This window comes from Spiroplasma helicoides, from assembly GCF_001715535.1.
Lineage (GTDB): Bacteria > Bacillota_I > Bacilli_A > Mycoplasmatales > Mycoplasmataceae > Spiroplasma_A > Spiroplasma_A helicoides.
The window spans coordinates 1,238,041-1,263,449 of the sequence record NZ_CP017015.1 but is presented as its reverse complement, the minus strand read 5'-3'; the positions used below and the strand labels follow the sequence as shown (position 1 = coordinate 1,263,449).

The window sequence follows — 25,409 nt, the reverse complement described above, 5'->3', positions numbered from 1 at the left end:
TTAGTTTGATTTTTAAGTGCAAGTAGTGTATTATATATAACATTTTTGTGGTATAATGTATACACAGTAAGGGGCTAACATGGTATTACTAAATGAAGAACAAATTAAAAGGGCAATAAATTTACTAATTAAGAACGATGTTATTATTTTACCAACTGATACAATTTATGGTTTAAGTGCTAGGGCAATCACTGATAACCAAAATAAAATAAACAACATGAAAAAAAGTGAATTAAATAAGCCTTTAATAATTTTGGTTGCTAATGTGGAACAAGCTAAGCGGTTTATTGACCTTACTAAAGAAGCGAATGACTTATTAAATTCTAAAGAACCAACAACAGTAATTTCTAAGTTGAAAGACTCACAAACAACTTATGCAATAAGACTTGTTAAAAGAGACGATATTAAAGAAATAATAACAAAAGTAGGACCTATTTATTCTACAAGCGTAAATATTTCTGATGAACCACACTTAAAAAATAAGAAAGATTTAGAAGAATTTATAGATATGGATCATTGTTTTTTTACTGAAAATTTAGAAAATAGCCCATCAAATATAGTTGATTTAATCTTAAATAAGAAAAAAAGGTAGCATATATATTACCAAAGATAAATATTTAATGCAACAATTTATAGTAAAAAAATGAAAATTTTGTGATATAATATATGTATATTGAAAAGGAGGTAATTCTATGTATACAAATCCATTTGAAAGAATGAGAAAGCAGAAAGAAAATGATGAAAAAGCAAAAATGGAAGCTGCTAAAGAAAAAGAAAAGTATTCAAAACTGGGAGCTCAAATGGGTTTCACACAAGAAAAAGGATTGATGCCTTCTTTTATTAAAAATATAATAGATGACTCTCCTAAATTGTCTGTACCACCTTTTGGTATGTCAATGAATAATTTTGATACAAATAATTCAAATGTATCTAATCAACCCCAATCATCAAGTTTTGGAAGTAGTATGCCTCAAACATCTCAAAGACCACAAAACCTAAATCAATTTAGTCCACAAATTCCTGAAGGTTCTACTAATCAACCCCAATCATCAAGTTTTGGAAGTAGTATGCCTCAAACATCTCAAAGATCACAAAACCTAAATCAATTTAGTCCACAAATTCCTGAAGGTTCTACTAATCAACCCCAATCATCAAGTTTTGGAAGTAGTATGCCTCAAACATCTCAAAGACCACAAAACCTAAATCAATTTAGTCCACAAATTCCTGGAGGTTCTACTAATCAACACCAATGATCAAGTTTTGGAAGTAGTATGCCTCAAACATCTCAAAGACCACAAAACCTAAATCAATTTAATGATGCGACTGAGAATTTAAAAAATAACTCATCACAACAATACATGAGAAACTCCTATTTAAATCCACCTGAAAATATTGGTGTAAAAGAACCGCAAATTGAGTTTCCAAAATCACCGCTAAGCACAATTAACCTAAATAGTGAAGAAAAAAACATCTCTAAATTGAAAAATGCGAAACAATTAAAGTTGGAAGATTTAAATAAAATTGTAAAAAGAAACTATATGGAGTTGAGTGATCTTGCAAATAACTTAAATAACAATAATACAAAAGGTCAATTCTATATGCTTATTGGTGAAGATGTTCGAGTACACTTGACTACTAAAAAATTTCTAGACAAGCTTGATTTAGATAAAAATGTTGAGCTGGACATGCAAGAAATAAAATTATATGGCTCACCTTACTTGTATTTGTTGAAACAAATAATTGGTTATTTACCAGAAGTATCTTTGGATGACAAAAGAGTTTTATGAGAAAGAACTTCATTATTCTTGGCGGCAACTCACTATGGAAAAACAGGTTTAGATATTGATGACCTTATGGAAGAACTCGATTTGTTTGACCCTATTGGTTCTATAAAAGAAGAGTTTAAAGCTATATTTGAAGATTACAACTTAAAAGAAAAAGTTATTCCATTGACACTTGTAGGATTTGAAGAAATTGGTTTCGAGTTTATCACTGAGATTATTCAATTTGTAAGACTTTTATTTAAAAAAGTTTGGCAAGTTAAGTTCGTTTTCGAAATTAATAAGTCAACTTATCAACTAATGCAAGACTCTGAAGACCATCATAAAATTTTAGATCAAATGGATGCTATAGTTTTTGAAAAATCTATGGAGGCAGTTGTTAAAAGTGTTGAAGCAGAAGTCTTAGATTATGCAAATATTAGTATAGATAACGATGATTTAGAAAGCTTAACAAAATTTGATAATTTATTTGAAAATAGATTTCAAAGCTCTATTGTAGAGAATAACATTTCTCAATCAAATAATGCAACAGTACAAGGCTTTGAAGCTGCATGAGAAGAAACTGAGGATGAAATTGTAGTTCCAGAATTCTTTAATGCTCCAAGCTATGATAATTACGATGAAAATAAAAATATGATGGAAAATGACTTTAGTAGCTCATCACCACCAAGCTCAAACTATAATAGCTTCTTTGATGAAACAATAGAGCTACAAAAAGAAACAAAAGATGAATATGTTGAATCGGCTCCATTTGTAAGGGAAAGACCAGTTTCAATGGTTAAAAGTTACGGGGTGCAACAACAAATGAATCCAAACATTGATATTAATTATAAAAACGAAGACATTCAAGATGTTCAAAGTGAATCATATTTTATGAGTAAACCTAGTTTCAAAAATGAAACACTTCAAAACTCAATTGCTGATCAAGAAGTTCCCGAACTAGATTCAAATATAAGAATAAGAGTTGATTTGAACATAAAAAGAAGAGAAGAAGAACAAAAAGCTCAGGAGAAAAAAGAAGAAGAACAAAAAAATATTAGACTGAGCGATGTTGAGTTTAATCCAGCTATATTAGCAGATGATTCAAACTCACCAATTTATAGAAGAACCGAACCAACATTCAACATAGCTAACTCACCATTTGCAAGACGAGTTGTCAGCAATGACCCAAGAAGCAAAGATGAGATTGAAAATGGACTTGAAAAAATGGCCCAACAATTTTCACAAAAACAAAATATCAATATAAATGACAACATACATATGAACAACAATAACAATAACCAAAGTTCTATCAAAATTGGTGGTAACTGAACAAACATAAACAGGGGGAATTAGACATGTTTTTAATACTTATTATATTCGCCTGATCCATAGTTATTGTGAGTTCTACATTGCTTCTTGCATTTGGAGCATTAGTAATAACTCATAATATGTGATCTGGTGTTGCAATAGTTAAAGCTATTTTTAAAATACTATCTAAGCAGCCATTCGGAGTGGGATTCTTTACAAAAGGAGATACATCACTTAGAATAGATGAAGTAGATGGACAAGACCAATTTACAAGTATGTCAAGCACTGGTACAATAATTGCAGGAGCAGTAATGATGGCTATAGCGTTAATGCTATACATAATTGCAATAATTGAACTAGTTAGAGCGAAAAAAAGACAAAAAATATCAAAACCATACATAAAATCAGTTCTTGTATTATTACCAATATTTGGTTTATTATACGGACAAGTAATAACAATCATTCTTGCAGCAGCATTGATAGTTGCGTGATTGCTATTAGAAGGTGTATTATTTGACTCTGAAGCATTAAACAACTATGCAGAAGAAAGAAACTTGATTGCTATATATAAAGAAGAGAAAAAATTTGAAAAAGAGGTAAGCAAAGAGGGAAAGCTAACTGGCAACGTAGATTTGGAAGCATTAAAACTAAAACATCAAAAAAATATGCTGGACCAAAATGAGAAAGCAAACACAAATGATAGTTCTGCGTTGCCAAACCCAAATATATTAAAAGAAGATACTCTTGAAGTATCTTCTAGTGTTAATAGTAAAATTGACACAAGTATACATAAAAAAGTTGACAAAAAATTTGATAAATGAAAATTTGAAAAAGATAAACTTGAAGCTACAAAACAAGTTGTTGTTTACAACTTGGATAATTTAAGCGACAGTAAAAAAGAAAAAACTGTAAATGACTTTAATAAAAAAATTGAAAGTCTGAATAAAAAAGCTGAGAAGTTGAAAATACCATCAGAGTTTTATTTATCATACATCGCTATTGAAGATGTAAAAAACGCAGATCAATCAATCCAGATTGAACATGAAGTTGAAGCTCCTTTAAGTAAAAAAGAAGCTAAGTTACAGGCTAAACAAGAAAAACTTAACGCAAAAAAAGCCGTTAAAGAAGCTAAAGAAGCTAAAAAACAAATGTTGAAAGAACTTGATGAAGATACATCAATTAAAATGAAAGATATTAAACAAGAAGATACTGAAATAGAACATGAAGTTGAAGACGTTGTTGAAGAAAAAGTAACTAATATTGAGGATTTAAATATCGATTTTGATTCTCTTGAAGAAGGAATGGATCAAGTTGAAGAAAAAGAAATTGAACCATTAGAACAAAAATTAAGCGAAGAAAGCTCTGATAATGAAAGAGATTTTGATGACCAAGAAATAAATCTTGAATCAAACGAAGAGAACTCAATTGATGATATTGATTCTACAGAAGAGCAAGAAGATTACATAATTCTTACAAAGTCTCAAGCTAAAAAAGCTGCAAAACAAGCTAAAAAAGCTGCAAAACAAGCTGCAAAACAAGAAAAATTTAATGCAAAATTTTCAAAAAATGAAGATAAAAAACTTTCTAAAGAGGATGACAAATCAATCAAAGAAGAAATTACTAAATCTTCTCCAATCGAAAAAGTTACAAATGCATTTAATGATGATGAGATAGCTTCAGAAGCAGCAAACGAATCTATACTAAAAGGTTTTGAATTACCAAATAATAATGTGGATTCCCAATATAAAGATAAAAGTCAGTACATTAATGACTTAAGAGATTTGATGGCGTATGCAATAAATGTTGATGTTAATTCATTAACACCAATTACTGAGGATGCTAATGTAAATTCCAAAGATATTTATACAGATAAAAAAGTTAAAGAAAAAAACTTATTGAATATTGCGCTAGAAAAAACTGAAAATGATAGAATAGCAAAACTAAGCAATGAACGAATTCAATCAAATTTACCATATGCTTTTAGAGATCAATCAATTGAAGATGACAACAAAGAAATTGATACAAATATGAGTGACGAACAATTTGCTCAAGATTTTGAAAGTAAAGTCCCATTTGGTCACTTCAACACAGAAACTTCAAGTGAACAAGATTTAAAATTTGTTGTATCAAATTCTAATGACACAAATAAAGAAGATGTCGCAAAAAGAGATGCTATATATAAAGGAATATTGTTAACAAGTATAAATGAAGATACTTCAAATTTCCCGAAAATTGATGACATATCAAATGCAGATGTTAACACCATTTATTCAGATAAAAACTTTATGGATGTTGATTTAACAAAAAAAGCATATGAGGATGCACAAAAAAAATACAATAGTCCTAAAAAAGATCACATTATGGACTTTGCGTTCGCTCCTACACAAGAGATTGAACAAAACGAAACAAAAGAAGCTTTAAATAAAGTAAATGATGAAATATATAAAGGTATTAAACTAGATAGTGTAAATGATGACATTAGTAAAGTACCAAGCGTTGAGCAATTACCCAACGCTGACACAGATACTATATATTCTGACAAACACATCATGGACGAAGATTTAACAAAGCAAGTTTATGCTTCAAAACAAGAAGAATACAATAATCCTAAAATTGATTACATTAAGAATTTAGCTTTTAATTCAAAACCAGAATTTACACAAGATATATTAAAAGATGATGTGCACAAAGGTATGGATATAAACAGCATTAATGAAGATGTTAACACTATAAAACAGGTTGAACAAAGTTTTAATGCCGACACAGATACTATATATTCTGACAAAAACATCATGGACGAAGATTTAACAAAGCAAGTTTATACCGAAAAACAAGAAGAATACAATAATCCTAAAAATGATTACATTAAGAATTTAGCTTTTAATTCAAAACCAGAATTTACACAAGATATATTAAAAGATGATGTGCACAAAGGTATGGATATAAACAGCATTAATGAAGATGTTAACACTATAAAACAGGTTGAACAAAGTTTTAATGCCGACACAGATACTATATACTCTGACAAAAACATCATGGACGAAGATCTAACAAAGCAAGTTTATACCGAAAAACAAGAAGAATACAATAATCCTAAAAATGATTACATTAAGAATTTAGCTTTTAATTCAAAACCAGAATTTACACAAGATATATTAAAAGATGATGTGCACAAAGGTATGGATATAAACAGCATTAATGAAGATGTTAACACTATAAAACAGGTTGAACAAAGTTCTAATGCTGATGTAGATACTATATATTCTGACAAACACATCATGGACGAAGATTTAACAAAGCAAGAGTTAGATAAAGAATTAAGTAAGTTTTTAGATAATGGTGCATCTAGTGCCCCAATTCCAAGTTTTGAGACTTATAATGATATAATTCAACCTGATATTAAAGCACAAATAATTACTGATGAAATAAACCGTAATACTAAGAACGTATCAGTGGTAGCAAGTTTACCTAAAGCATCACTAATACAACAATCAATATCACAAGCAGTATCAATCAAACCTACAAAAAATGTAATGGACAACTCAATGATTTTAGAACTTGAAAAACGTATGGATAGACTTGAAAGTGCTATTAGTTCGTTAGATAACAAAAATGTTATAGATGCTTTGAAAGAGCAATTCACAATAATTACTTCACAGCTAGACAAAATTACTAGCAAAGTAAATGCACAAAAAGTGGAAGAAAATTCAAAAACCATAATTGATTCATTAACAAAAAGACATGTTTATAACCAAAAATAGTGCTTATGGCGCTATTTTTTTATATTATATATTTATGAAAAAACTTACACTAAATGATATTACTAAATATGTTTCATGAAACTATAAAAGTCAGGCTTACGAGGTTCAAATATTGCCAAAAAGTGAAAACATATACACAGAGGTTATCAAAAATAACACTAGAAATAACTGATTAAAAATCACTAATGAATATGAATTACTTATTAAGGCATTTCCGTTTATAAATAATATAAGTCAAAACATTATACAAAACTCAATTGAAAAGATGGAATGTATAAAAACAATGATTTATTTGAGTATTTCTAAAAAAACAAGTGAAAAAATAATTTTAGAAGAAAGTGATTGTAAAAATTCCGAACACATCCAAATAGCAAAAAGATTTGTAAGCGAGTTAAATAGAATAATGTACAAGTTTAATGCATATGAAGTTTTTGCTAACAAATCATTTGTTTGTTTTATAAATAACAAACCACTAATATGTAATATTGATGTAATTTTAAAGAATAAAAATAGTTTATATGTAATTGAACTTAAAACAAGTAGAGTAAATTTCAAAGAAAAATATAATGCAGAACTATACTTGGACCAATTGGCTCTTGAGCAAAGTGGTGAATATAGAGTTGTAGAAATGCTGATTTTAAACGTTAGTGAGCAGCAAATAGTTATGAAGTACGATAAACTACCTAAAAACGGGGAAAACAAAATAAAAAAAATTTTTCTAGAAATGGTTTAAAACTATAAATTTTTCTTAAAACATTTCAAAAATAAAATTGTTTTTTTCTAAATATATAGTAATATAACTTTACAACTAAATAGTTTGGATGAGAAGGATCAGCTTATAGCTTGGAAAAGTGATACAGCAAATTAAAGCAATAATTAAAGCGTATTAACTATTTTTCTTTACTAATTCTAAAATAACAAGCGTTTTTTTGCCCGCTTTTCCCTCCTAATCATACAATTTAAAGTTGAGTATAAAATTTGTTAGGGCATTTTTAATTGTGCAAAAATTAAAAAACAACTTATATTGGCTTTTTAGTTGGTAATAAATAAAAATTTATTTACTACTTTAAATTTAAAAATTTAAAGTTTTATGAAGTATAAGGAAGGAATTATTCGCATGGCAAAACAAAAGAATAGTTACTACAACGAATCAGTTTCACCACTTGAGTATGCATTAAATGGATTTAAGGGCAAAATGAGGTCAGTTAACTGAAACGTTATCAATGATGAAAAAGATTTAGAAGTATGAAATAGAATAACTCAAAACTTTTGGTTACCAGAAAAAGTACCAGTATCTAATGATTTAAAATCATGATCAGAATTAACTCCAGAATGACAACAATTAATAACAAGAACATTCACGGGGTTAACTTTGTTGGATACGATACAGGCTACTATTGGAGATATTGCTCAAATAGATCACTCACTTACAGATCATGAGCAAGTTATTTATACTAATTTTGCGTTTATGGTTGCGGTTCACGCAAGAAGTTATGGAACAATATTCTCAACTTTATGTTCAAGTGAACAAATTGAAGAAGCTCATGAGTGAGTTATTAATACACAATCTCTACAAGAAAGAGCAGATATTTTAATTCCTTACTATACAGGTAAAGATCCTTTAAAATCAAAGGTTGCAGCGGCACTAATGCCAGGGTTTTTATTATATGGGGGATTCTATTTACCTTTCTACTTATCAGCAAGAGGCAAGTTACCAAATACTTCTGATATAATAAGACTTATTCTAAGGGATAAAGTTATTCACAATTATTACAGTGGGTATAAATTCCAAAGAAAAGTGGAAAAACTAAGTCCTGAAAAACAAAAAGAAATGAAAGAATTTGTTTTCGACTTGTTATACAAATTAATTGACTTAGAAAAAAAATATTTGATCGAGTTGTATGATGGTTTTGGGTTAGCTGATGATGCTATAAGATTTAGTGTGTATAACGCAGGGAAATTTTTACAAAATTTAGGATACGATTCACCTTTCACAGAAGAAGAAACAAGAATTGAACCAGAAATATTTACTCAATTATCAGCAAGAACTGATGAGAACCATGACTTTTTCTCAGGAAATGGTTCTTCATATATTATGGGTGTGACTGAAGAGACAATTGATGAGGATTGAGAGTTTTAAACAATGCATGATGATGTCATTCGAATTGATAGCAAAAATGTCAAAAAACCTAAGGGTGACATATTGATTGTTTACTTCTCATCAATTTCTAATAACACACACAGATTTATTCTTAAATTAGATTTACCTAATAAAAGAATACCTTATGACGAAAATGAGAATTTGTATGTTGATAGTGATTACGTTTTAATTGTTCCAACATATGCGGGCGGAGGAAATATTGTAGCAGGAGCTGTTCCAAAGCAAGTTAAAAAGTTTTTAACAGATGAAAAGAACAGAAGTTTTTGCCGAGGAGTAATTGCATCAGGAAATACCAATTTTGGTGACACATTTGCGATTGCCGGACCGATACTTTCTAAAAAACTGCAAGTGCCATTGCTATATCAATTTGAACTATTGGGCACTGAACACGATGTTCAAGAAGTCAAAAGAATTTTAAGTGACTTTTGACAAAGATAGGAGATATTATGGATACTAATAAAAAAGTTGTAAGCTTATCAGGAAATAATGAATCTGATGAATACATTACATTAAATGCTAAGTCAAAAATGTTTACAGAAAAAGGAAAAGATAATTTTAAACTTGATGTAGAGGCTGCCAAAAAATACTTGGAAAATCATGTTAAACCAAATACTGTAAACTTTAATTCAACTGAAGAAAGAATAAAATATTTATTAGAAAACGATTACTATGAAAAAGAAGTAATTGAAAAATATACTATGGATCAAATTGATCACTTAACAAAAGAAGCTTATTCATTTAAAAGAGAGTTTCCAAGTTTTATGGGTGCATTAAAATTTTATAATGCATACGGATTAAAAACATTTGATGGAAAAAAATATCTAGAAAATTATGAAGACAGAGTTGTTATGAATGCTTTGTTCTTAGGAAATGGAAATTTTGATGTTGCAAAAGCAATTTTAAAACAAATTATGCTAGGTAGATTTCAACCAGCAACACCAACATTTTTAAATGCTGGTAAAAAACAACGTGGAGAATATGTTTCATGTTATTTGATTAGAGTGGAAGATAACATGGAATCAATTAGTAGAGCTGTTACTACATCTTTACAACTATCAAAACGTGGTGGAGGAGTTGCTGTTTGTTTAACCAACCTTAGAGAATATGGGGCTCCAATTAAACAAATTGCTAACCAAGCAACAGGTGTAATTCCAGTTATGAAAATATTAGAAGATTCATTTTCATATGCAAATCAATTAGGTCAAAGACAAGGTGCTGGAGCTGTTTATTTACAAGCTCATCACCCAGACATAATGAGCTTCTTGGATACTAAAAGAGAAAATGCTGATGAAAAAATTCGTATTAAATCATTATCACTAGGAGTTGTAATACCAGATATTACTTTTGAACTAGCAAAAAACAACGAAGAAATGGCTTTATTTAGTCCATATGATGTTGAAAGAGTTTATGGTAAACCAATGTCAGATATTTCAATTACAAAAGAATATCACAACATGGTTAAAAATCCTGAAATCAAAAAAACATATATTAATGCTAGAAAGTTATTTCAAACAATAGCAGAATTACATTTTGAAAGTGGATATCCTTACATTTTATTTGACGATACTGTAAACAATAGAAATGCACATGCATCAACAGGAAGAATTGTTATGAGTAACTTGTGTAGTGAAATTGTACAAGTAAGTACTCCAAGTGAATACAATGAAGATCTATCATTTAAAAAAGTAGGAGAAGACATTTGTTGTAACCTTGGAAGTTTAAACATTGCTAAGGTTATGGAAAGTGGACAAGAGTTTGAAGATGTTGTATTTAGATCAATTTATTCTTTAGATTATGTTTCACGTTCAACAAACCTACAAAGTGCACCATCAATCCAAAAAGGAAATAAAAGTAATCACGCAGTTGGTTTGGGGGCAATGAATCTACATGGATTCTTAGCAACAAACTTTATTTACTACAATTCAAAAGAAGCTGTTGACTTTACAAACATGTTCTTTTACACAATGGCATATCACGCATTCAAAGCTTCAAATAAATTAGCTAAAGAATACGGACCATTCTCAACTTTTAAAGAGTCATCATTTGCTGATGGTAGTTATTTTGAGAAATACACTTCATGCGATGATTCAAAATGAACACCAGAAACTTCAACTGTTAAAGAATTATTTGAAAAATACAATGTATCAATACCAACTAAACAAGACTGAGTTAACTTAGTTGAAGACATCAAAGTAAACGGAATTGCAAACTCACATTTGATGGCAGTTGCTCCAACAGGTTCAATAAGTTATTTATCATCATGTACACCAAGTTTACAACCAGTTGTTTCACCGGTTGAAGTTAGAAAAGAAGGAAAACTTGGTAGAGTATATGTTCCCGCATATAACATTAGTTTTGAAAACATGAGTTACTATGCACTGGGAGCATATGAAGTTGGACCGGATCCAATTATTGATATTGCAGCTGCAGCACAACAACATGTTGACCAAGCCATATCATTAACATTATTTATGAAAGATACTGTAACAACAAGAGACCTAAACAAAGCATATATAAAAGCTTTCAAACAAGGCTGTGCTTCAATATACTACGTAAGAGTTAGACAAGAAGTATTAGAAGACAGTGAAAAATACGATTGCGATGCTTGTGTAATATAGTTGAAAAAGGTATTACTTACCTTTTTTACTTCAAAAAAGGCTTTGGCATAAATTTTTAGGTTTACAATAAACACTTGCATAATTTTTAAAAGTGTTTAAACTCTAATTATAAGGCCATATAACAAAGGAGTGAAAAAAATGGAAAAAGAAGATTTTAAAAATAGATTCGAAGAAATCAAACAACGTAAAAAGGACAAAGAAGTTCAAATAATAAAAACAGTAGCACTTATTAAATCAACAAAAGGTGATCTTCAAAAACACAAAAATGAATTGAAAATCATCAAAGGTGATATGAAACAACTAAAAAGACAATTTAAAAACGAAAAAATTTAAAAAAACCTTCTTCAAAGAAGGTTTTTTTAAAACGTAATTATTTTTGGGTGATCCAACCTAATTTGTTTTTTGATTTGTTCATAACCTTGGGTTTTAAAATTTTGGTTATAAGCTTTATAAGCTTTTGATCTAACTTTATTTTTGCTAATTGCAGCTAAAATTATAAAACCAACTAAAACCAAACACAAAACTCCGGCAATTACTTTTAATACTATGCTTGGTTCATCCTTAGAGTTTAGGTATGCGATATCAGCCTTTGTTCTAACCAACTCTTTGGTAATCATTATTTGTTTTTTTAAATTATTTTCTTTATGAATTGCATCGCCCAAAAAAGCTTCAATGTAATACAATTCATAGTCTGATAAACCATAAAATACTTTTTCTTCTATTTCGGGAATCTCAACCTCTGAAGGTTTTCTGATTTCAAGATTTAATTTAATTGTTGGTTCGATAATAGGTTGTTCAATTATAGGTTCAGGTTCTGGTTTGGGAATTTGTATATAATTAACATTTTCAACTTTAACTTTAGGTGCTACAAATTTTGGTACATCAACAACTATTGGTTCAATTTTTACTTTTGGTACTTGTATTTGTTGTCTTACATCAACAACTGGTTTTACATTAGTTTGAGTAAATGTTGGTTTTGGGGTTTTTTTCAAACTAATATTTAAGTCTTCTCTTTTTGGTTTCTCTCTTTTATCAAATTCGAGTTTTCTCCCTGTTGCTCTTCAATTATTATCAAAAACATCTTCGATATTAGATTGTTTTTTTTCCCCTTGAAAAACCTGCTGAACTGGTTTTTGTGGAGAGGCTTTCTTAACAAATGTTAAAACAAAATCTGTTTCTCTATCACTATTAGACGCACTTCTACCTTCAATTTGTAAATTATCTTCATAATATAGTTGTAATAGCACATGTTTTATAGTTGGATTTGCTACAAGCGGTGTTGGTAAAATATTGTAAAGTTCTTGTACACTAATTGTTGTATTTCTTTGTATATAGTCTAATAATTGTTGTTTAGCATTTTGGTAATTTGCAGAACTTCTATCATTAGTGAAATTTGGTCCTCCGGTGTTAGCAATACCTCTCGACCTAATTGCGTTACTTCTGCAATAATCAGCTCAATCTAAAAATGCTCTTGAATTTGATTCACCTCAAACCATTATTTACAACCCCTTTTATATATATTTATTATAATATTAAAATTAAGGTATTATTAAAAAGAGTAGAAAAGAGAGATTTTTATGCAGAAGCAAATTCAACCAATAAAATATGAAGAAATAATTATAAATGTAGTAAATGATTTTTATTTGAATATTAAATCTAATATTAACAATGATTTAATACCACCTGAAAAAATGCAAGCTTTATTCAATGAAGTTAATGAAATTAAAACAAGAGATGACATTGAAAAATTAGGAAAAACTTTTGATGAAACTTTTAAGCAATGAAAACCAATAAATGAAGATGAAGATAAAAAAATCATAATACGTCATATAATTTGTGTTTTACAAAACGCTATGGTAGTTATTCTTTCAGTTGAAAAAAACCTTCAGAAAGAAGAGTTACCATCAGACTCTATAATAGGCATGAGTGGTTTGGATATTTTAATTACTACAGCAGTTCAGGCTCTAAGTGTTAAATCAAATGAGTTAACAGAACTATATGAAAAACTAAAAAAAGAAGATCAAAGTGTTGAAATATACAAAAATATAAATAATCATTTAAAAACAGTTAACCAATCTGAAGCTCAAAAAGCATTTACTAATTTGATTCAAAATATCATTGACTATTGTGATTCATATTTAAATTGCTATGAAATATTGGGAAAAGAAAATCCAGAATCATGAACAAATCAAAGAGTTAGTTTGCTTGTTGAGTATATGAATGCATTTTATTTATTTAACTTCTTCTTGAGATTAGCACTAACTTATCCATTACAAGAAGGGATGATGGCAAAAGAGATTTATAACAGGATTATTCCTCCAATCAATATATATTAAAAGTTAATGAACATTATAATGTAAATTATAGTGTTCATTTTTATTTTGTGTTATTATAAAAAAATAAGGAAGTTAGTTTATGAAAAGTAAAGTGATAAATACTCTATTTGCATTATTTGCATATTTAGTGGTTTCTATTTTTTACAACTTCAATATAAATAACTCTCTGGTAGATATGGAAAACAGATTAAACAGTTTTTTAATACTAGGAGTAATTTTTTTAATTTTCATCTTTGCAGTATTTTTTGAGTTACTCGAACAATATTTAAATCACATAAAAAATATAAAAGAAAATAATAATTTTAGAAATATTTCAAAAACCATTATGTTTTCCATGTTAAATCTTATAAATATATATGTACCACTAGCAATAGCTAGTTTTATAAGAATAGTTTTAAAAATTTCTATTCAAGATAATTTTGATGCACTAGAGTCAGTGATGATATTACTTTTTTTGCTGTCATTTCTTACTTTTGCGATTTTATTAATTAATACATATTTTATAATTAAATTTATACATACAATTATTAAATACAATTATTTGAAAAAACTATATAGTTTTTTAAAAGATATAGCATTCATTTTAATAAAATTAACAAATGTTTTAGTGCAAGCTTTAATTTGACTAAAAACTTTATTGTTTCTTCAAAAACGGCAGCATATATTCATTCTTAATATTAAGGCTAAAATTTTTGAGGTTTTTCTTTTAAATAAATTTTTTAGGAGGCCCCCTTCAATAAAACTTTCATAAAAATATAAATATTTAGAAGGAGTTTTATATATGAAGAATAAAGAAAAATTAGAAAATGAGTTATTTATTAAAAAAAATAACTTTTTAGCAGTTTTTGGTAAATTATATATGTTAATTCAAAAGTCCTATTTTAAAAATGTAAGAGGACCATTGTTTACATATGTAGTTCCTATATTTTTTACAGTAATGTTGTATTTATTATTTAAAGATACTTTTAACAAAGGTAATCCAGCAAGTGCTTTATTAGGCTACTTTGCACTACCATCATTATGAGTCATAGTATCATTATCATCAACAATAGTCGAATGAAAAAACTCTATATTTTTAAAAAGAGTTGAAACTACAGGTATTAATAAGCCCTTGTTTATTACTACTATTGCTTTATTTTATTTTATGGTTACTTGAACAGGGGTAATTGTAGAATTGATTGTAGGTTTCAGTCTCGATAGTGAACATGCTAAGATTCTTTATAAAGAAATGAACTGAGGTTACTTCTTTTTAGCAGTATGTATGTTAATCTTAGTTGCAATAAGTATAGGTATTTTGTTAGGAGGCTTAATGAACGACGAAGGATTAAGCCAAGGTGTATCGTTAATTATTTATTTTATATGTATGTTTTTTTCAGGAATAATGTTAGATCCTAGACTTTATGAAGGTACTGAAGGACTAAGAATATTCACATATTTTGTTCCATTAAAATATCCTGTAGCTATTTTGTTATTTTCTCAGTACCAAAAAGGTTCATGAGATACAGCGGGATTTAATATAGGTAGATGAGATGAAAGGGAAACCCCATTGTTTAAAGATTTTACACAAACTTGACAACCTGTATTGGGTTCAATCTTGATAATCTCAACACTATTTACATTGGGTATTTTTATGTTTAGATGACATAAAAGTAGATAGTATAGGAGAACGAAGTTATGAGTTTAATTGAATTAAAGAACATAGAAAAAAAATACAAAAATAAATTAGTTTTAGAAGATATATCTCTAAGCATAAACGAAGGTGAGGCTGTTGCATTTTTAGGTAAAAATGGTGCAGGAAAAACTACCCTAGTTGAAATCATAGCTAAATTTACAAATCCTACAAAAGGCGAAGTCATAATAAATATTGAAGAAAATCAAAAACAAGAAATTGGGATTCAATTTCAAGAAGGTAATTGACCTACTGGGTTGTGTGCAAATGACATTTTAAGTTTTTATTATAGTGTTTTCCCAAAATTTACAAAAGATCATTTTGATAAATTGGATGAAACATTCGATATAAAAAACTTTTTAAAAACACCGCTAAATAAATTAAGTGGAGGTCAAAAACAAAGATTTAATGCCTTATTATCAGTTGTTAATAATCCAAAAATCATCATTTTAGATGAACTAACAACTGGTCTAGATTTAGAACTACAATTTAAAATAATTAATTTTTTCAAAAATCAAATAAAAAATAACAAAACTTTATTGATAGTTTCACACCATCCTGAAGAAGTCGAAAAATTATGTGATAGGTTGATATTAGTGGATAAAAACCATATTATTCTAGATCAACCAGTTAAACAAGTTCAAAATTCTTATGGAAGTGTAAGAAATTTAATGGAAGAATTTTACAAAGGAAATATTAGTTAGAATAACATTTAAATTAAATTTAGCTGAAATCACACAAAATTTGTGTGATTTTTTTATTTTTTATAAATACCCATTAATTTAATATATAATATATTTTGTGTGTGTAAACAATACACTCGGTATAGTGGAAAAGGAGGAACCAATACATGGCAACAATAAACCAATTAGTTAGAAAGCCAAGAAAAGCAAAAACTTGAAAAACTAAGGCGCCAGCTTTAAATAGAGGTGTTAACACTTTACTTAAAAAAGTGACTAAAATCTCTTCACCTCAAAAAAGAGGAGTTTGTACAAGGGTTGCGACTATGACACCTAAAAAACCTAACTCTGCTTTACGTAAGTATGCAAGGGTTAGATTAACAAATGGTATGGAAGTTACTGCTTATATACCAGGAGAAGGTCACAACTTACAAGAACACAGCGTTGTGCTTATTCGTGGTGGTAGGGTAAAAGACTTACCTGGGGTACGTTACCACATCATTCGTGGAACACTTGATACTACTGGAGTTAATGGTAGAATGCAAAGTCGTTCATTATACGGAACAAAACGTCCAAAAGAAAAAAAATAACATTGAGTGTATAAACAAAAATTATAAATAACAACTTACAAAAATACGAAAGGAGATAAAGCATGCGTAAACATCAAGCTGAAAAAAGAGATGTTCTACCAGATCCAATCTATAACTCAAAATTAGTTACTAGAGCAGTTAACAAAATTATGTTAGATGGAAAAAGAGGAACAGCTCAACACATTTTATATAATGCTTTTGAAAAAATTAAAGAAAAAACTGGTGTAAACCCAATCGAAGTTTTTGATAAAGCTATTGAAAACATCAAACCACAACTTGAATTAAAAGTTAGACGTATTGGTGGTGCTAACTATCAAGTACCAGTTGAAGTTTCTGGAGACAGAAAAGTAACATTAGCATTAAGATGATTAATCAACTATTCAAGATTAAGAAATGAAAAAGAAATGGTTGACAGATTAGCTAATGAAATAATTGATGCATCAAATGGTATTGGTGGGTCAGTTAAAAAACGTGAAGATACTCACAAAATGGCAGAAGCAAATAAAGCATTTGCTCACTACCGTTGATAAAAGCAAAATATAAGGAGACAAAAAAATGCCAAGAGAATTTACATTAGATAAGACTCGTAACTTTGGTATCATGGCTCATATTGATGCAGGTAAAACTACAACAACAGAACGTATTTTATTTCACACAGGAAAAATTCATAAAATTGGTGAAACTCACGAAGGAGAATCACAAATGGACTGAATGGCTCAAGAACAAGAACGTGGTATTACTATTACTTCTGCTGCAACTACTGCATTTTGAGCAGACCACCGTTTTAATATCATTGATACTCCTGGTCACGTTGACTTCACAGTTGAAGTTGAAAGATCATTAAGGGTATTAGATGGAGCTGTTGCAGTTCTTGACGGTCAAAGTGGGGTTGAACCTCAAACTGAAACTGTTTGAAGACAAGCAACAACATATAGAGTTCCAAGAATTGTTTTTGTTAACAAAATGGACAAAACAGGAGCTGACTTTTTATATTCAGTTAAAACTATTGGAGAAAGATTAGGAGCAAAAGCTTCACCCATTCAATTACCAATAGGAGCTGAAGATCAATTTAGTGGAATCATTGACTTAGTGGAAATGAAAGCATGACACTATGATGGAGCTGCTGAAGAAATAGCAAAAGAAACAGAAATTCCTGCAGATTTATTAGAAACAGCTCAACAATTAAGAGCTGAATTAATAGAAGCAGCAGTTGAATATGATGAAGAATTGATGATGAAATTCTTAGATGGTGGAGAAATTACTATACCAGAATTAAAATCTGCAATTCGTAAAGGTGTTATATCAGCTGAGTTCTTCCCAGTTCTTGCTGGAAGTGCCTTTAAAAACAAAGGTGTAAAATTATTGTTAGATGCAGTTATTGATTATTTACCATCTCCATTAGATGTTCCTTCAATTAAAGGTACATTATTGAATGGTGAAGAATCAGAAAGACACTCATCAGATGATGAACCTTTTTCAGCATTAGCATTTAAAATTATGACTGACCCATTCGTTGGTAAGTTAACATTCTTCAGAGTTTACTCAGGGGTTTTAAATAAAGGTAGCTATGTTTTAAATGCTACAAAAGATAAAAAAGAAAGAGTTGGACGTTTACTAAAAATGCATGCCAACAATCGTGAAGAAATTGAAGAAGTTTATGCTGGAGATATTGCTGCAGCTGTTGGTCTTAAAGATACAACAACTGGAGATACACTTTCAGATGAAAAAAACCCAATTATTCTAGAATCAATGGTATTCCCTGAACCAGTTATTCACTTAGCATTAGAACCAAAAACTAAAGCTGACCAAGAAAAACTAGGATTATCATTGAACAAATTATCAGAAGAAGATCCAACATTTAGAACTTATACTGATGAAGAAACTGGACAAACAATTATTGCTGGTATGGGTGAATTACACCTTGACATTATTGTTGACCGTCTACGTCGTGAGTTTAAAGTTGATACAAATGTTGGGGCACCACAAGTTTCATATCGTGAAACTATCCGTCAAGCTGCAAAAGCTGAAGGAAAATATGTTAAACAATCAGGAGGACGTGGACAATATGGACACGTTGTGATTGAATTTGAACCAAACCACGATAAAGGATTTGAATGAGTTGATAAAATCGTTGGGGGTAAAATCTCAAAAGAATACATCAACGCTGCAAGAGTTGGATTACAAAACGCTCTTGAAAACGGAGTTATTGCTGGTTTCCCAATGATTGATGTTAAAGCAACAATCGTTGATGGTTCATACCATGATGTCGACTCAAACGAGATGGCATATAAAATTGCAGCATCACTTGCTTTAAAAGAAGCTGCTAAAAAAACAAACCCAGTTCTATTAGAACCAATTATGTCAGTTGAAGTAACTGTACCAGATGAATACTATGGAGATGTTATGGGTAACATATCATCAAAACGTGGATTAATCGAAGGTTCAGAACAAAGAGGAAATGCACAAACTGTTAAAGCAAAAGTACCTTTAGCAGAAATGTTTGGTTATGCAACAGAATTGAGATCATTTACTCAAGGGCGTGGAAATTATACTATGATATTTAGTCACTATAACGAAGCACCAAAAAGCATAGCAGAAGAAATTATTAAAAAAGCAGGTAAATAATTATTTACCAACTATGTAAAAACTATTGTATTTTAGAAAAAATTAATTAAAATTATTATGACAATTTGTCGTAAACATTAAAAATTTTATGAAAGGAATTGAACAAAATGGCAAAAGAATCATTTGACCGTAGTTTACCTCACGTTAACATTGGAACAATCGGACACGTTGACCACGGTAAAACTACATTAACAGCTGCTATTACTAAAGTATTAGCTGACAAAGGGGGAGCAGAATTTAAAGATTACGCAAACATTGATAATGCTCCAGAAGAAAGAGAACGTGGAATTACAATTAACACAACTCACGTTGAATATAAAACAGACAAAAGACACTACGCACACGTGGATTGTCCTGGGCATGCCGATTATGTTAAAAACATGATTACAGGAGCTGCACAAATGGATGGAGCAATCTTAGTTGTTGCTGCAACAGATGGACCAATGCCTCAAACTAGAGAACACATTTTATTATCAAGACAAGTTGGAGTACCTGCTATTGTTGTATTTTTAAATAAATGTGATATGGTTGACGACGAAGAACTAATCGATCTTGTTGAAATGGAAGTTAGAGATTTATTATCAAGCTACGAATTTGATGGAGATGGAGCACCTGTTATTAAAGGTTCAGCTCTTAAAGCACTTGAAGGTGACGCAAAATGAGTTTCTAAAGTAGAAGAGTTAATGGATGCTGTTGATGCATACATTCCAACACCTGCTCGTGATAAAGACAAAACTTTCTTAATGCCAGTAGAAGACGTATTCACAATCACAGGACGTGGAACAGTTGCTACAGGTAGAGTTGAAAGAGGAGTAGTTAAAGTTAACGAAGAAGTTGAAATCGTTGGATTAGTAGAAGAAAGTAAAAAAGTTGTTGTTACAGGATTAGAAATGTTTAGAAAATTACTAGACTTTGCTGAAGCTGGAGATAACGTTGGAGCATTATTAAGAGGGGTTAACAGAGAAGATATTGAACGTGGGCAAGTTCTTGCAAAACCAGGTTCAATTAAACCTCATACTCAATTAAATGCATCAGTTTATGCTTTAACACAAGAAGAAGGTGGACGTCACAAACCATTCTTTAACAAATACCGTCCTCAATTCTACTTCCGTACAACAGATGTTACAGGAGAAGTAAAATTGCCAGAAGGTGTAGATATGGTTATGCCTGGGGATAACGTTGAATTAATAGTTGAATTAATTAAACCAATTGCTGTTGAACAAGGAACAAAATTCTCAATCCGTGAAGGTGGAAGAACTATAGGTGCCGGAACAGTTGTTTCAATCATCAAATAATCAAAATATAATAAAAAAAATTCCTAAATGGAATTTTTTTTATTTTTGTTTTATTTTTGATAGCTTTTCTTTTCTTTGGTTGTATTTTAGTTTTGTAAACTCAACAAATCTTTCTCATCAAGTATCATGAAGTTTTTCTTCATTTCCTTTTTCATAGATTGGTTTAAAGAAATATGCGAAACTTAGTCCAATACTTAAATATAGTATTCCAACTGTTAACAAGAAGAACATTACTCAGAATCTTGATCAGTTTTGTAAACCTAAAGCGCCAATAACATCATCAGTAATGAATTTAGTTCCAAAGAATCTATTTCAAGTTTCTACTCCTAAAACAACAATTGCCCCTGTAACCATAGACTTAACAACTGCACTTTTGTTAAATTTGTAACCTGTATGTCCATATAAATATATGTACATTGTTCCAAATAAAGTACACCCATGCCCGAAGAAGAATGTAAATCAATTTATAAAGTCTCAATGGTCATTAGATCAAGATCAAAATAATGGTTTTTCTGTTGGAAAAATAAATGTAACAATTGGTCCCATTAACATAAATGGGAAAAAACATTCCATAACTTTTTTACTTGGAAAAATTAGAACAATTAATGTTGCCCAAGCAGCTATTGAACAGAAATATAATAAAAAGTAATTAACTGGATTTTGATATCATTCTTGACCTTCATAAGCATTATTTAAATATAATCCTGAGTTTTTTGCACTTTGAACAACATCATAGTTTGGATTATTAGGATTTGTGGCAGCATCAATAAAGTCTTTTTGATGTACTCCCCCTAAATAAACTGTTCTTTCAATTTGTGTAAATAGCAAGAATATAATAAGAACTATTCTTATAGTTAAATAAACTTTCTTGTGTCGATAATAATTGGGAAACATTGATAATGATGCCCACATGAATACTGCTAAAACAATAGCTACAACCCAGCTAACATTTCCTAATGGATTTTCCATATTGTACCCCTCTTTTTTGTATACTAATATAATAAACTTGAATTATAGTAAAAAAAAATTAAGAAATAAAAAAACTTTATTTTCCAATAAACTCTCGACACATAATATAAGTATGATTTATTTTCAACTTTAATATGATCTCTAATTGAAATCATATATATATTTTACACTACTATTCTTTTTATTATTTTATTAAAATTAATATTTGTTAAAATATATATATTAACTTTTAAACCATTATCTTTAAGGTGGATTTGTATGCAGGATGATTTTTATAAAAAATATTTATGAGTTAAAAAAATAAAATCTTCAAAGGAAGAGCTTTACAAAGCAACAAGTCAACAATATTGCAATAGTATAATTAATGATATTATTACAAGATATGATAATCAGATTTTTAACGTATCAAACCTAAATAATTATGAGGACAATGTTTCAGGTGTTTATTTAATATTCTCACTAGACAATAAGGATAATCTTAAATTTAGTTACATTGGAGAATCTACTAATATTAAAAAAAGGTGAAAAACACACATCAATAACTATAAAGCTAAAAATAAGCAATCTAGAAAAATTAGAAGTAAAGAAAATAATATTGAAAACATTAGATTTGTGACACTAGCTAAAATTAATGAGCAGAACCAACGTTTAAAGAAAGAAACCTATTATATTTATCTCTTCAAGTCTAAGTTTACAAATTTGAACACAAAATTAGCCAACATGAAAATGAGATGTGACAATGGACATGGTGTAAAAAGAACATATTTGAGTTATGTTAAAAACTCTAAAACCTTCAAATTATTTGTATACGGTGTATGCAAAAACAAGTTATGCAATAACAAATTTCAAATTTATTAGTAAAAATTATGTGATAATATAAGAATTGTAGGAGAAATGAGAAATGATTACAAAAAATACAAAATCTTTTGACTTAACTTTAAAAGCTTTTAGCAAAAAGCAAGAAGTTGGTCCAATGGTTATTAAAGAAGATCAAACAACTACTTTGATATCAGAAGATAAGACCTTGTATTTTTGCTTAGATTCAAAAATAAAAATAAATAAATTAAAATCAGTCATATCTAAGTTTGTTAATACAAATAAATATGATTTGAATATTGATATTGACTCATTTGTAAATTTATTTGAAAATAAAAAAGAAGTTTTTCAAACTATAGTGGAAACATTAATGTTTGAAAACCATCAGCCATATAATTTGAAAGAGAAAGAGTGTATAAAAGAATCTTATAATTTATTATTTGGAAGTGATTATGATGAGTTGTATGAAAATAGCCTCATTAAAATGGAGTATCTAAATTTTGCAAGAGACTTGCAAGACATGCCACCAAACTTAGCAACATCAGTTGATGTAGCAGACATAATAGTTAATAAAGCAAAAGATATACCAAATATAAATATAAAAGTATATGGAAAAAAAGAAGCACAAGATTACGGAATGGGACTATTCTTAGCAGTTAATGCAGGTTCTTATGTTGATCCAAGAATTGTTGTGCTTGAATATGTTGGAGAATCAAATGCAAAACGCACAGCACTTGTTGGAAAAGGTATCACATTTGATTCTGGAGGTTACAACTTAAAAAATAGTCAAGAACTACAAAATATGAAGTTTGATATGTCTGGTGCTGCTATTGTATGTTCAACAGTAATGGCTTTAGCAAAAGCAAATGCAAAATGTAATATAGTTGCAGTTGCCATGTTGACAGATAATAGAATCGGTGGTCATGCAACACTTTCTGAATCTGTATTCAAATCTATGAACGGCAAAACAGTTGAAATTACAGACACAGATGCAGAAGGTAGACTTGTCCTTGCAGATGGTATAACATTTGCTATTCGAGAATTAAAAGCAGAGAGAGTAGTAACGATTGCAACTTTAACACTAGTTATTTTCCTTGCTTTTGGTATATGACATACAGGAGTGTTTTCAACTTGTGATAGTTTCTATAAAACTTTTGAAACAGCATCCAAAAAAGCTGGAGAAATGTCATGACGGTTGCCACTTTTAGAAGAGCATTATGAAGTTATGGAATGTAGCAATATAGCAGATGTTGCTAACTGTGAAATATCAAAAGCACTAGGTGGGAAATTGTGTACACCAACTGCATTTTTGAATGCTTTTGCAGAAGAAAAACCATACATTCATTTAGATATAGCAAACACAGCAGATTTTGAAGGTAGAGGTAAAGCACCAATGCTAAGAACTCTATTTGAACTCTTTAAAAATGAATCAGGTGTAGAAAACGAGGTAAATTAAAATGGGACTAGAAAAAAAATTTGAACTAACTTTGAAATTTGTTTCAAATACTAGCAAGCAAAACTCACTAATAGTTTTAGAAAAAAATAATATAACATTATTTTCAGAAGAAAAAGTTATTTATTTATGTATTGACCCAAAAGAATCTTTACATAAAGTAAGTAAAAATTTAGAAAAAGCTTTTAAATCTATTAAGTATGATATTGATATTGATATGAATTCAGTTTTAGAACTTTATGAAAATAAAGAAGAAGTATTTCAGGTATACTTAGAATCAATTATGTTTGTCAAACACAAACAATGAGAGTTAAAAGACAAAACAGATTACAAACAATACAATATTTTATTTGATGAAATGTACAAAGATATTTATGAAACATCAGTAATTAAAATGGAGTATCTAAATTTTGCAAGAGACTTACAAGACATGCCACCAAATTTAGCAACGTCAGTTGATATTGCTGAAATGATTGTTAAAAAAGCTAAAGAAGTTTCTAATATAAATATTAAAGTATATGGGAAAAAAGAAGCACAAGATTACGGAATGGGATTGTTCTTATCGGTGAATGCTGGTTCATATGTTGATCCGAGAATTGTGGTATTGGAATATATTGGTGATCCAGATGAAAAACGTACAGCACTTGTTGGTAAAGGAATAACTTTTGACTCAGGTGGGTATAATCTTAAACCAGCAAGATACTTAGAAAATATGAAATACGATATGTCCGGAGCTGCAATTGCTAGTGCAACTGTTATAGCGTTAGCAAAAGCAAATGCAAAATGCAACGTAATTTCAGTTGCTATGCTGACAGATAACAGAATTGGTGGTCATGCCACTCTTCCAGAATCAGTCATTAAATCTATGAATGGTAAAACAGTTGAAATTGCTGATACAGATGCAGAAGGTAGATTAGTGCTTGCCGATGGAATGACATATGCGCTAAGAGAAGAAAAGGCTGAGAGGTTGGTAACCATAGCAACACTTACAGGATCAATATTCTCTGCTTTAGGTATATGACAAACTGGTGTATTTGCAACTTGTAATAACTTTTATACAAAGTTTGAAAATGCATCAACTAAATCTAAGGAACTTATTTGAAGAATGCCAATATTAGATGAGCATTATGAAGTACTAAAATATTCAAAAATAGCAGATGTTGCTAATTGTGAACTTTCAACAAAAGAAGGTGCATATTCATGTACTGCTGCTGCATTTTTAAAATCATTTGCAGAAGAAAAACCATACATTCATTTAGATATTGCAGGAACAGCTGATTTAAATGGTAGAGGAAATGCACCAATGATGAATACTTTGTTTGAGTTGTTGAAAGTAAAAAATAAATAAAGAATTAGGAGAAAATA

Annotated in this window: 21 protein-coding genes; 19 read left to right on the top strand and 2 right to left on the bottom strand. The window is 29.4% G+C overall.

Annotated features, from left to right (window positions below; all coding sequences use genetic code 4):
• Positions 1-79: 79 nt before the first annotated feature.
• From SHELI_RS05595 to SHELI_RS05560, 8 genes are all read left to right on the top strand, one after another.
• A complete protein-coding gene (locus tag SHELI_RS05595; RefSeq protein WP_084449281.1) occupies positions 80-592 on the top strand; it encodes an L-threonylcarbamoyladenylate synthase in 513 nt (170 codons plus the stop codon).
• A gap of 100 nt (positions 593-692) precedes the next feature.
• Entirely contained in the window at positions 693-3,116 is a 2,424-nt protein-coding gene (locus tag SHELI_RS05590; RefSeq protein ID WP_069117462.1) for a PAT1 family protein, read from the top strand.
• Positions 3,117-3,118: 2 nt separating this feature from the next.
• The gene (locus SHELI_RS05585; RefSeq protein WP_069117460.1) at positions 3,119-6,832 is read left to right on the top strand and encodes a hypothetical protein; all 3,714 of its coding nucleotides are present in this window, start codon (positions 3,119-3,121) and stop codon (positions 6,830-6,832) included.
• 34 nt (positions 6,833-6,866) lie between these two features.
• Entirely contained in the window at positions 6,867-7,565 is a 699-nt protein-coding gene (locus SHELI_RS05580) for a hypothetical protein (protein ID WP_157087601.1), read from the top strand.
• Between the two features lie 384 nt (positions 7,566-7,949).
• A complete protein-coding gene (gene nrdF / locus SHELI_RS05575) occupies positions 7,950-8,972 on the top strand; it encodes a class 1b ribonucleoside-diphosphate reductase subunit beta (RefSeq protein ID WP_084449280.1) in 1,023 nt (340 codons plus the stop codon).
• A gap of 3 nt (positions 8,973-8,975) precedes the next feature.
• Positions 8,976-9,431 (top strand): class Ib ribonucleoside-diphosphate reductase assembly flavoprotein NrdI, encoded by a 456-nt coding sequence (gene nrdI, locus SHELI_RS05570; protein WP_069117456.1) that lies wholly within the window; start codon positions 8,976-8,978, stop codon positions 9,429-9,431.
• 8 nt (positions 9,432-9,439) lie between these two features.
• Positions 9,440-11,611, top strand: a complete 2,172-nt coding sequence (gene nrdE / locus SHELI_RS05565; RefSeq protein ID WP_069117454.1) for a class 1b ribonucleoside-diphosphate reductase subunit alpha — start codon at positions 9,440-9,442, stop codon at positions 11,609-11,611.
• A gap of 138 nt (positions 11,612-11,749) precedes the next feature.
• Complete coding sequence (locus SHELI_RS05560) at positions 11,750-11,944, top strand: hypothetical protein (RefSeq protein WP_069117452.1); 195 nt, start codon at positions 11,750-11,752, stop codon at positions 11,942-11,944.
• Positions 11,945-11,970: 26 nt separating this feature from the next.
• Here the strand turns inward: SHELI_RS05560 and SHELI_RS05555 are convergent, their stop codons facing one another.
• Entirely contained in the window at positions 11,971-13,107 is a 1,137-nt protein-coding gene (locus tag SHELI_RS05555) for a hypothetical protein (RefSeq protein WP_069117450.1), read from the bottom strand.
• An 81-nt stretch (positions 13,108-13,188) separates the two neighbouring features.
• Here SHELI_RS05555 and SHELI_RS05550 point away from each other — a divergent pair, with 81 nt between their 5' ends.
• From SHELI_RS05550 to tuf, 8 genes are all read left to right on the top strand, one after another.
• Positions 13,189-13,947 carry a hypothetical protein gene (locus SHELI_RS05550; RefSeq protein WP_069117448.1) on the top strand — a complete coding sequence of 253 codons (759 nt, stop codon included), beginning with the start codon at positions 13,189-13,191 and terminating at the stop codon, positions 13,945-13,947.
• 79 nt (positions 13,948-14,026) lie between these two features.
• The gene (locus tag SHELI_RS05545; protein ID WP_069117446.1) at positions 14,027-14,698 is read left to right on the top strand and encodes a hypothetical protein; all 672 of its coding nucleotides are present in this window, start codon (positions 14,027-14,029) and stop codon (positions 14,696-14,698) included.
• A gap of 30 nt (positions 14,699-14,728) precedes the next feature.
• Positions 14,729-15,604, top strand: a complete 876-nt coding sequence (locus SHELI_RS05540; RefSeq protein WP_069117444.1) for an ABC transporter permease — start codon at positions 14,729-14,731, stop codon at positions 15,602-15,604.
• A gap of 17 nt (positions 15,605-15,621) precedes the next feature.
• Positions 15,622-16,320 (top strand): ABC transporter ATP-binding protein, encoded by a 699-nt coding sequence (locus SHELI_RS05535; RefSeq protein ID WP_069117442.1) that lies wholly within the window; start codon positions 15,622-15,624, stop codon positions 16,318-16,320.
• Positions 16,321-16,466: 146 nt separating this feature from the next.
• Positions 16,467-16,886 carry a 30S ribosomal protein S12 gene (gene rpsL / locus SHELI_RS05530; RefSeq protein ID WP_069117440.1) on the top strand — a complete coding sequence of 140 codons (420 nt, stop codon included), beginning with the start codon at positions 16,467-16,469 and terminating at the stop codon, positions 16,884-16,886.
• 62 nt (positions 16,887-16,948) lie between these two features.
• The gene (gene rpsG, locus SHELI_RS05525; protein ID WP_069117438.1) at positions 16,949-17,416 is read left to right on the top strand and encodes a 30S ribosomal protein S7; all 468 of its coding nucleotides are present in this window, start codon (positions 16,949-16,951) and stop codon (positions 17,414-17,416) included.
• A gap of 25 nt (positions 17,417-17,441) precedes the next feature.
• The gene (fusA, locus tag SHELI_RS05520; RefSeq protein WP_069117436.1) at positions 17,442-19,511 is read left to right on the top strand and encodes an elongation factor G; all 2,070 of its coding nucleotides are present in this window, start codon (positions 17,442-17,444) and stop codon (positions 19,509-19,511) included.
• A gap of 107 nt (positions 19,512-19,618) precedes the next feature.
• A complete protein-coding gene (gene tuf, locus SHELI_RS05515) occupies positions 19,619-20,806 on the top strand; it encodes an elongation factor Tu (RefSeq protein WP_069117434.1) in 1,188 nt (395 codons plus the stop codon).
• 39 nt (positions 20,807-20,845) lie between these two features.
• Here tuf and SHELI_RS05510 read toward each other — a convergent pair whose 3' ends face one another.
• Positions 20,846-21,775, bottom strand: coding sequence for a TMEM164 family acyltransferase (locus SHELI_RS05510; protein WP_069117432.1), 930 nt, complete (start codon positions 21,773-21,775; stop codon positions 20,846-20,848).
• A gap of 258 nt (positions 21,776-22,033) precedes the next feature.
• On the opposite strand from SHELI_RS05510, the gene SHELI_RS05505 reads away from it, so the two are divergent.
• The 3 genes from SHELI_RS05505 to SHELI_RS05495 are packed head-to-tail and all read left to right on the top strand — an operon-like array spanning position 22,034 to position 25,392.
• Positions 22,034-22,633 (top strand): GIY-YIG nuclease family protein, encoded by a 600-nt coding sequence (locus SHELI_RS05505; protein ID WP_069117430.1) that lies wholly within the window; start codon positions 22,034-22,036, stop codon positions 22,631-22,633.
• Positions 22,634-22,676: 43 nt separating this feature from the next.
• Positions 22,677-24,047: a M17 family metallopeptidase gene (locus SHELI_RS05500; RefSeq protein ID WP_069117428.1), complete on the top strand. Its 1,371-nt coding sequence runs from the start codon at positions 22,677-22,679 to the stop codon at positions 24,045-24,047.
• Position 24,048: 1 nt separating this feature from the next.
• Positions 24,049-25,392 carry a M17 family metallopeptidase gene (locus tag SHELI_RS05495; RefSeq protein WP_084449279.1) on the top strand — a complete coding sequence of 448 codons (1,344 nt, stop codon included), beginning with the start codon at positions 24,049-24,051 and terminating at the stop codon, positions 25,390-25,392.
• Positions 25,393-25,409: the final 17 nt, after the last annotated feature.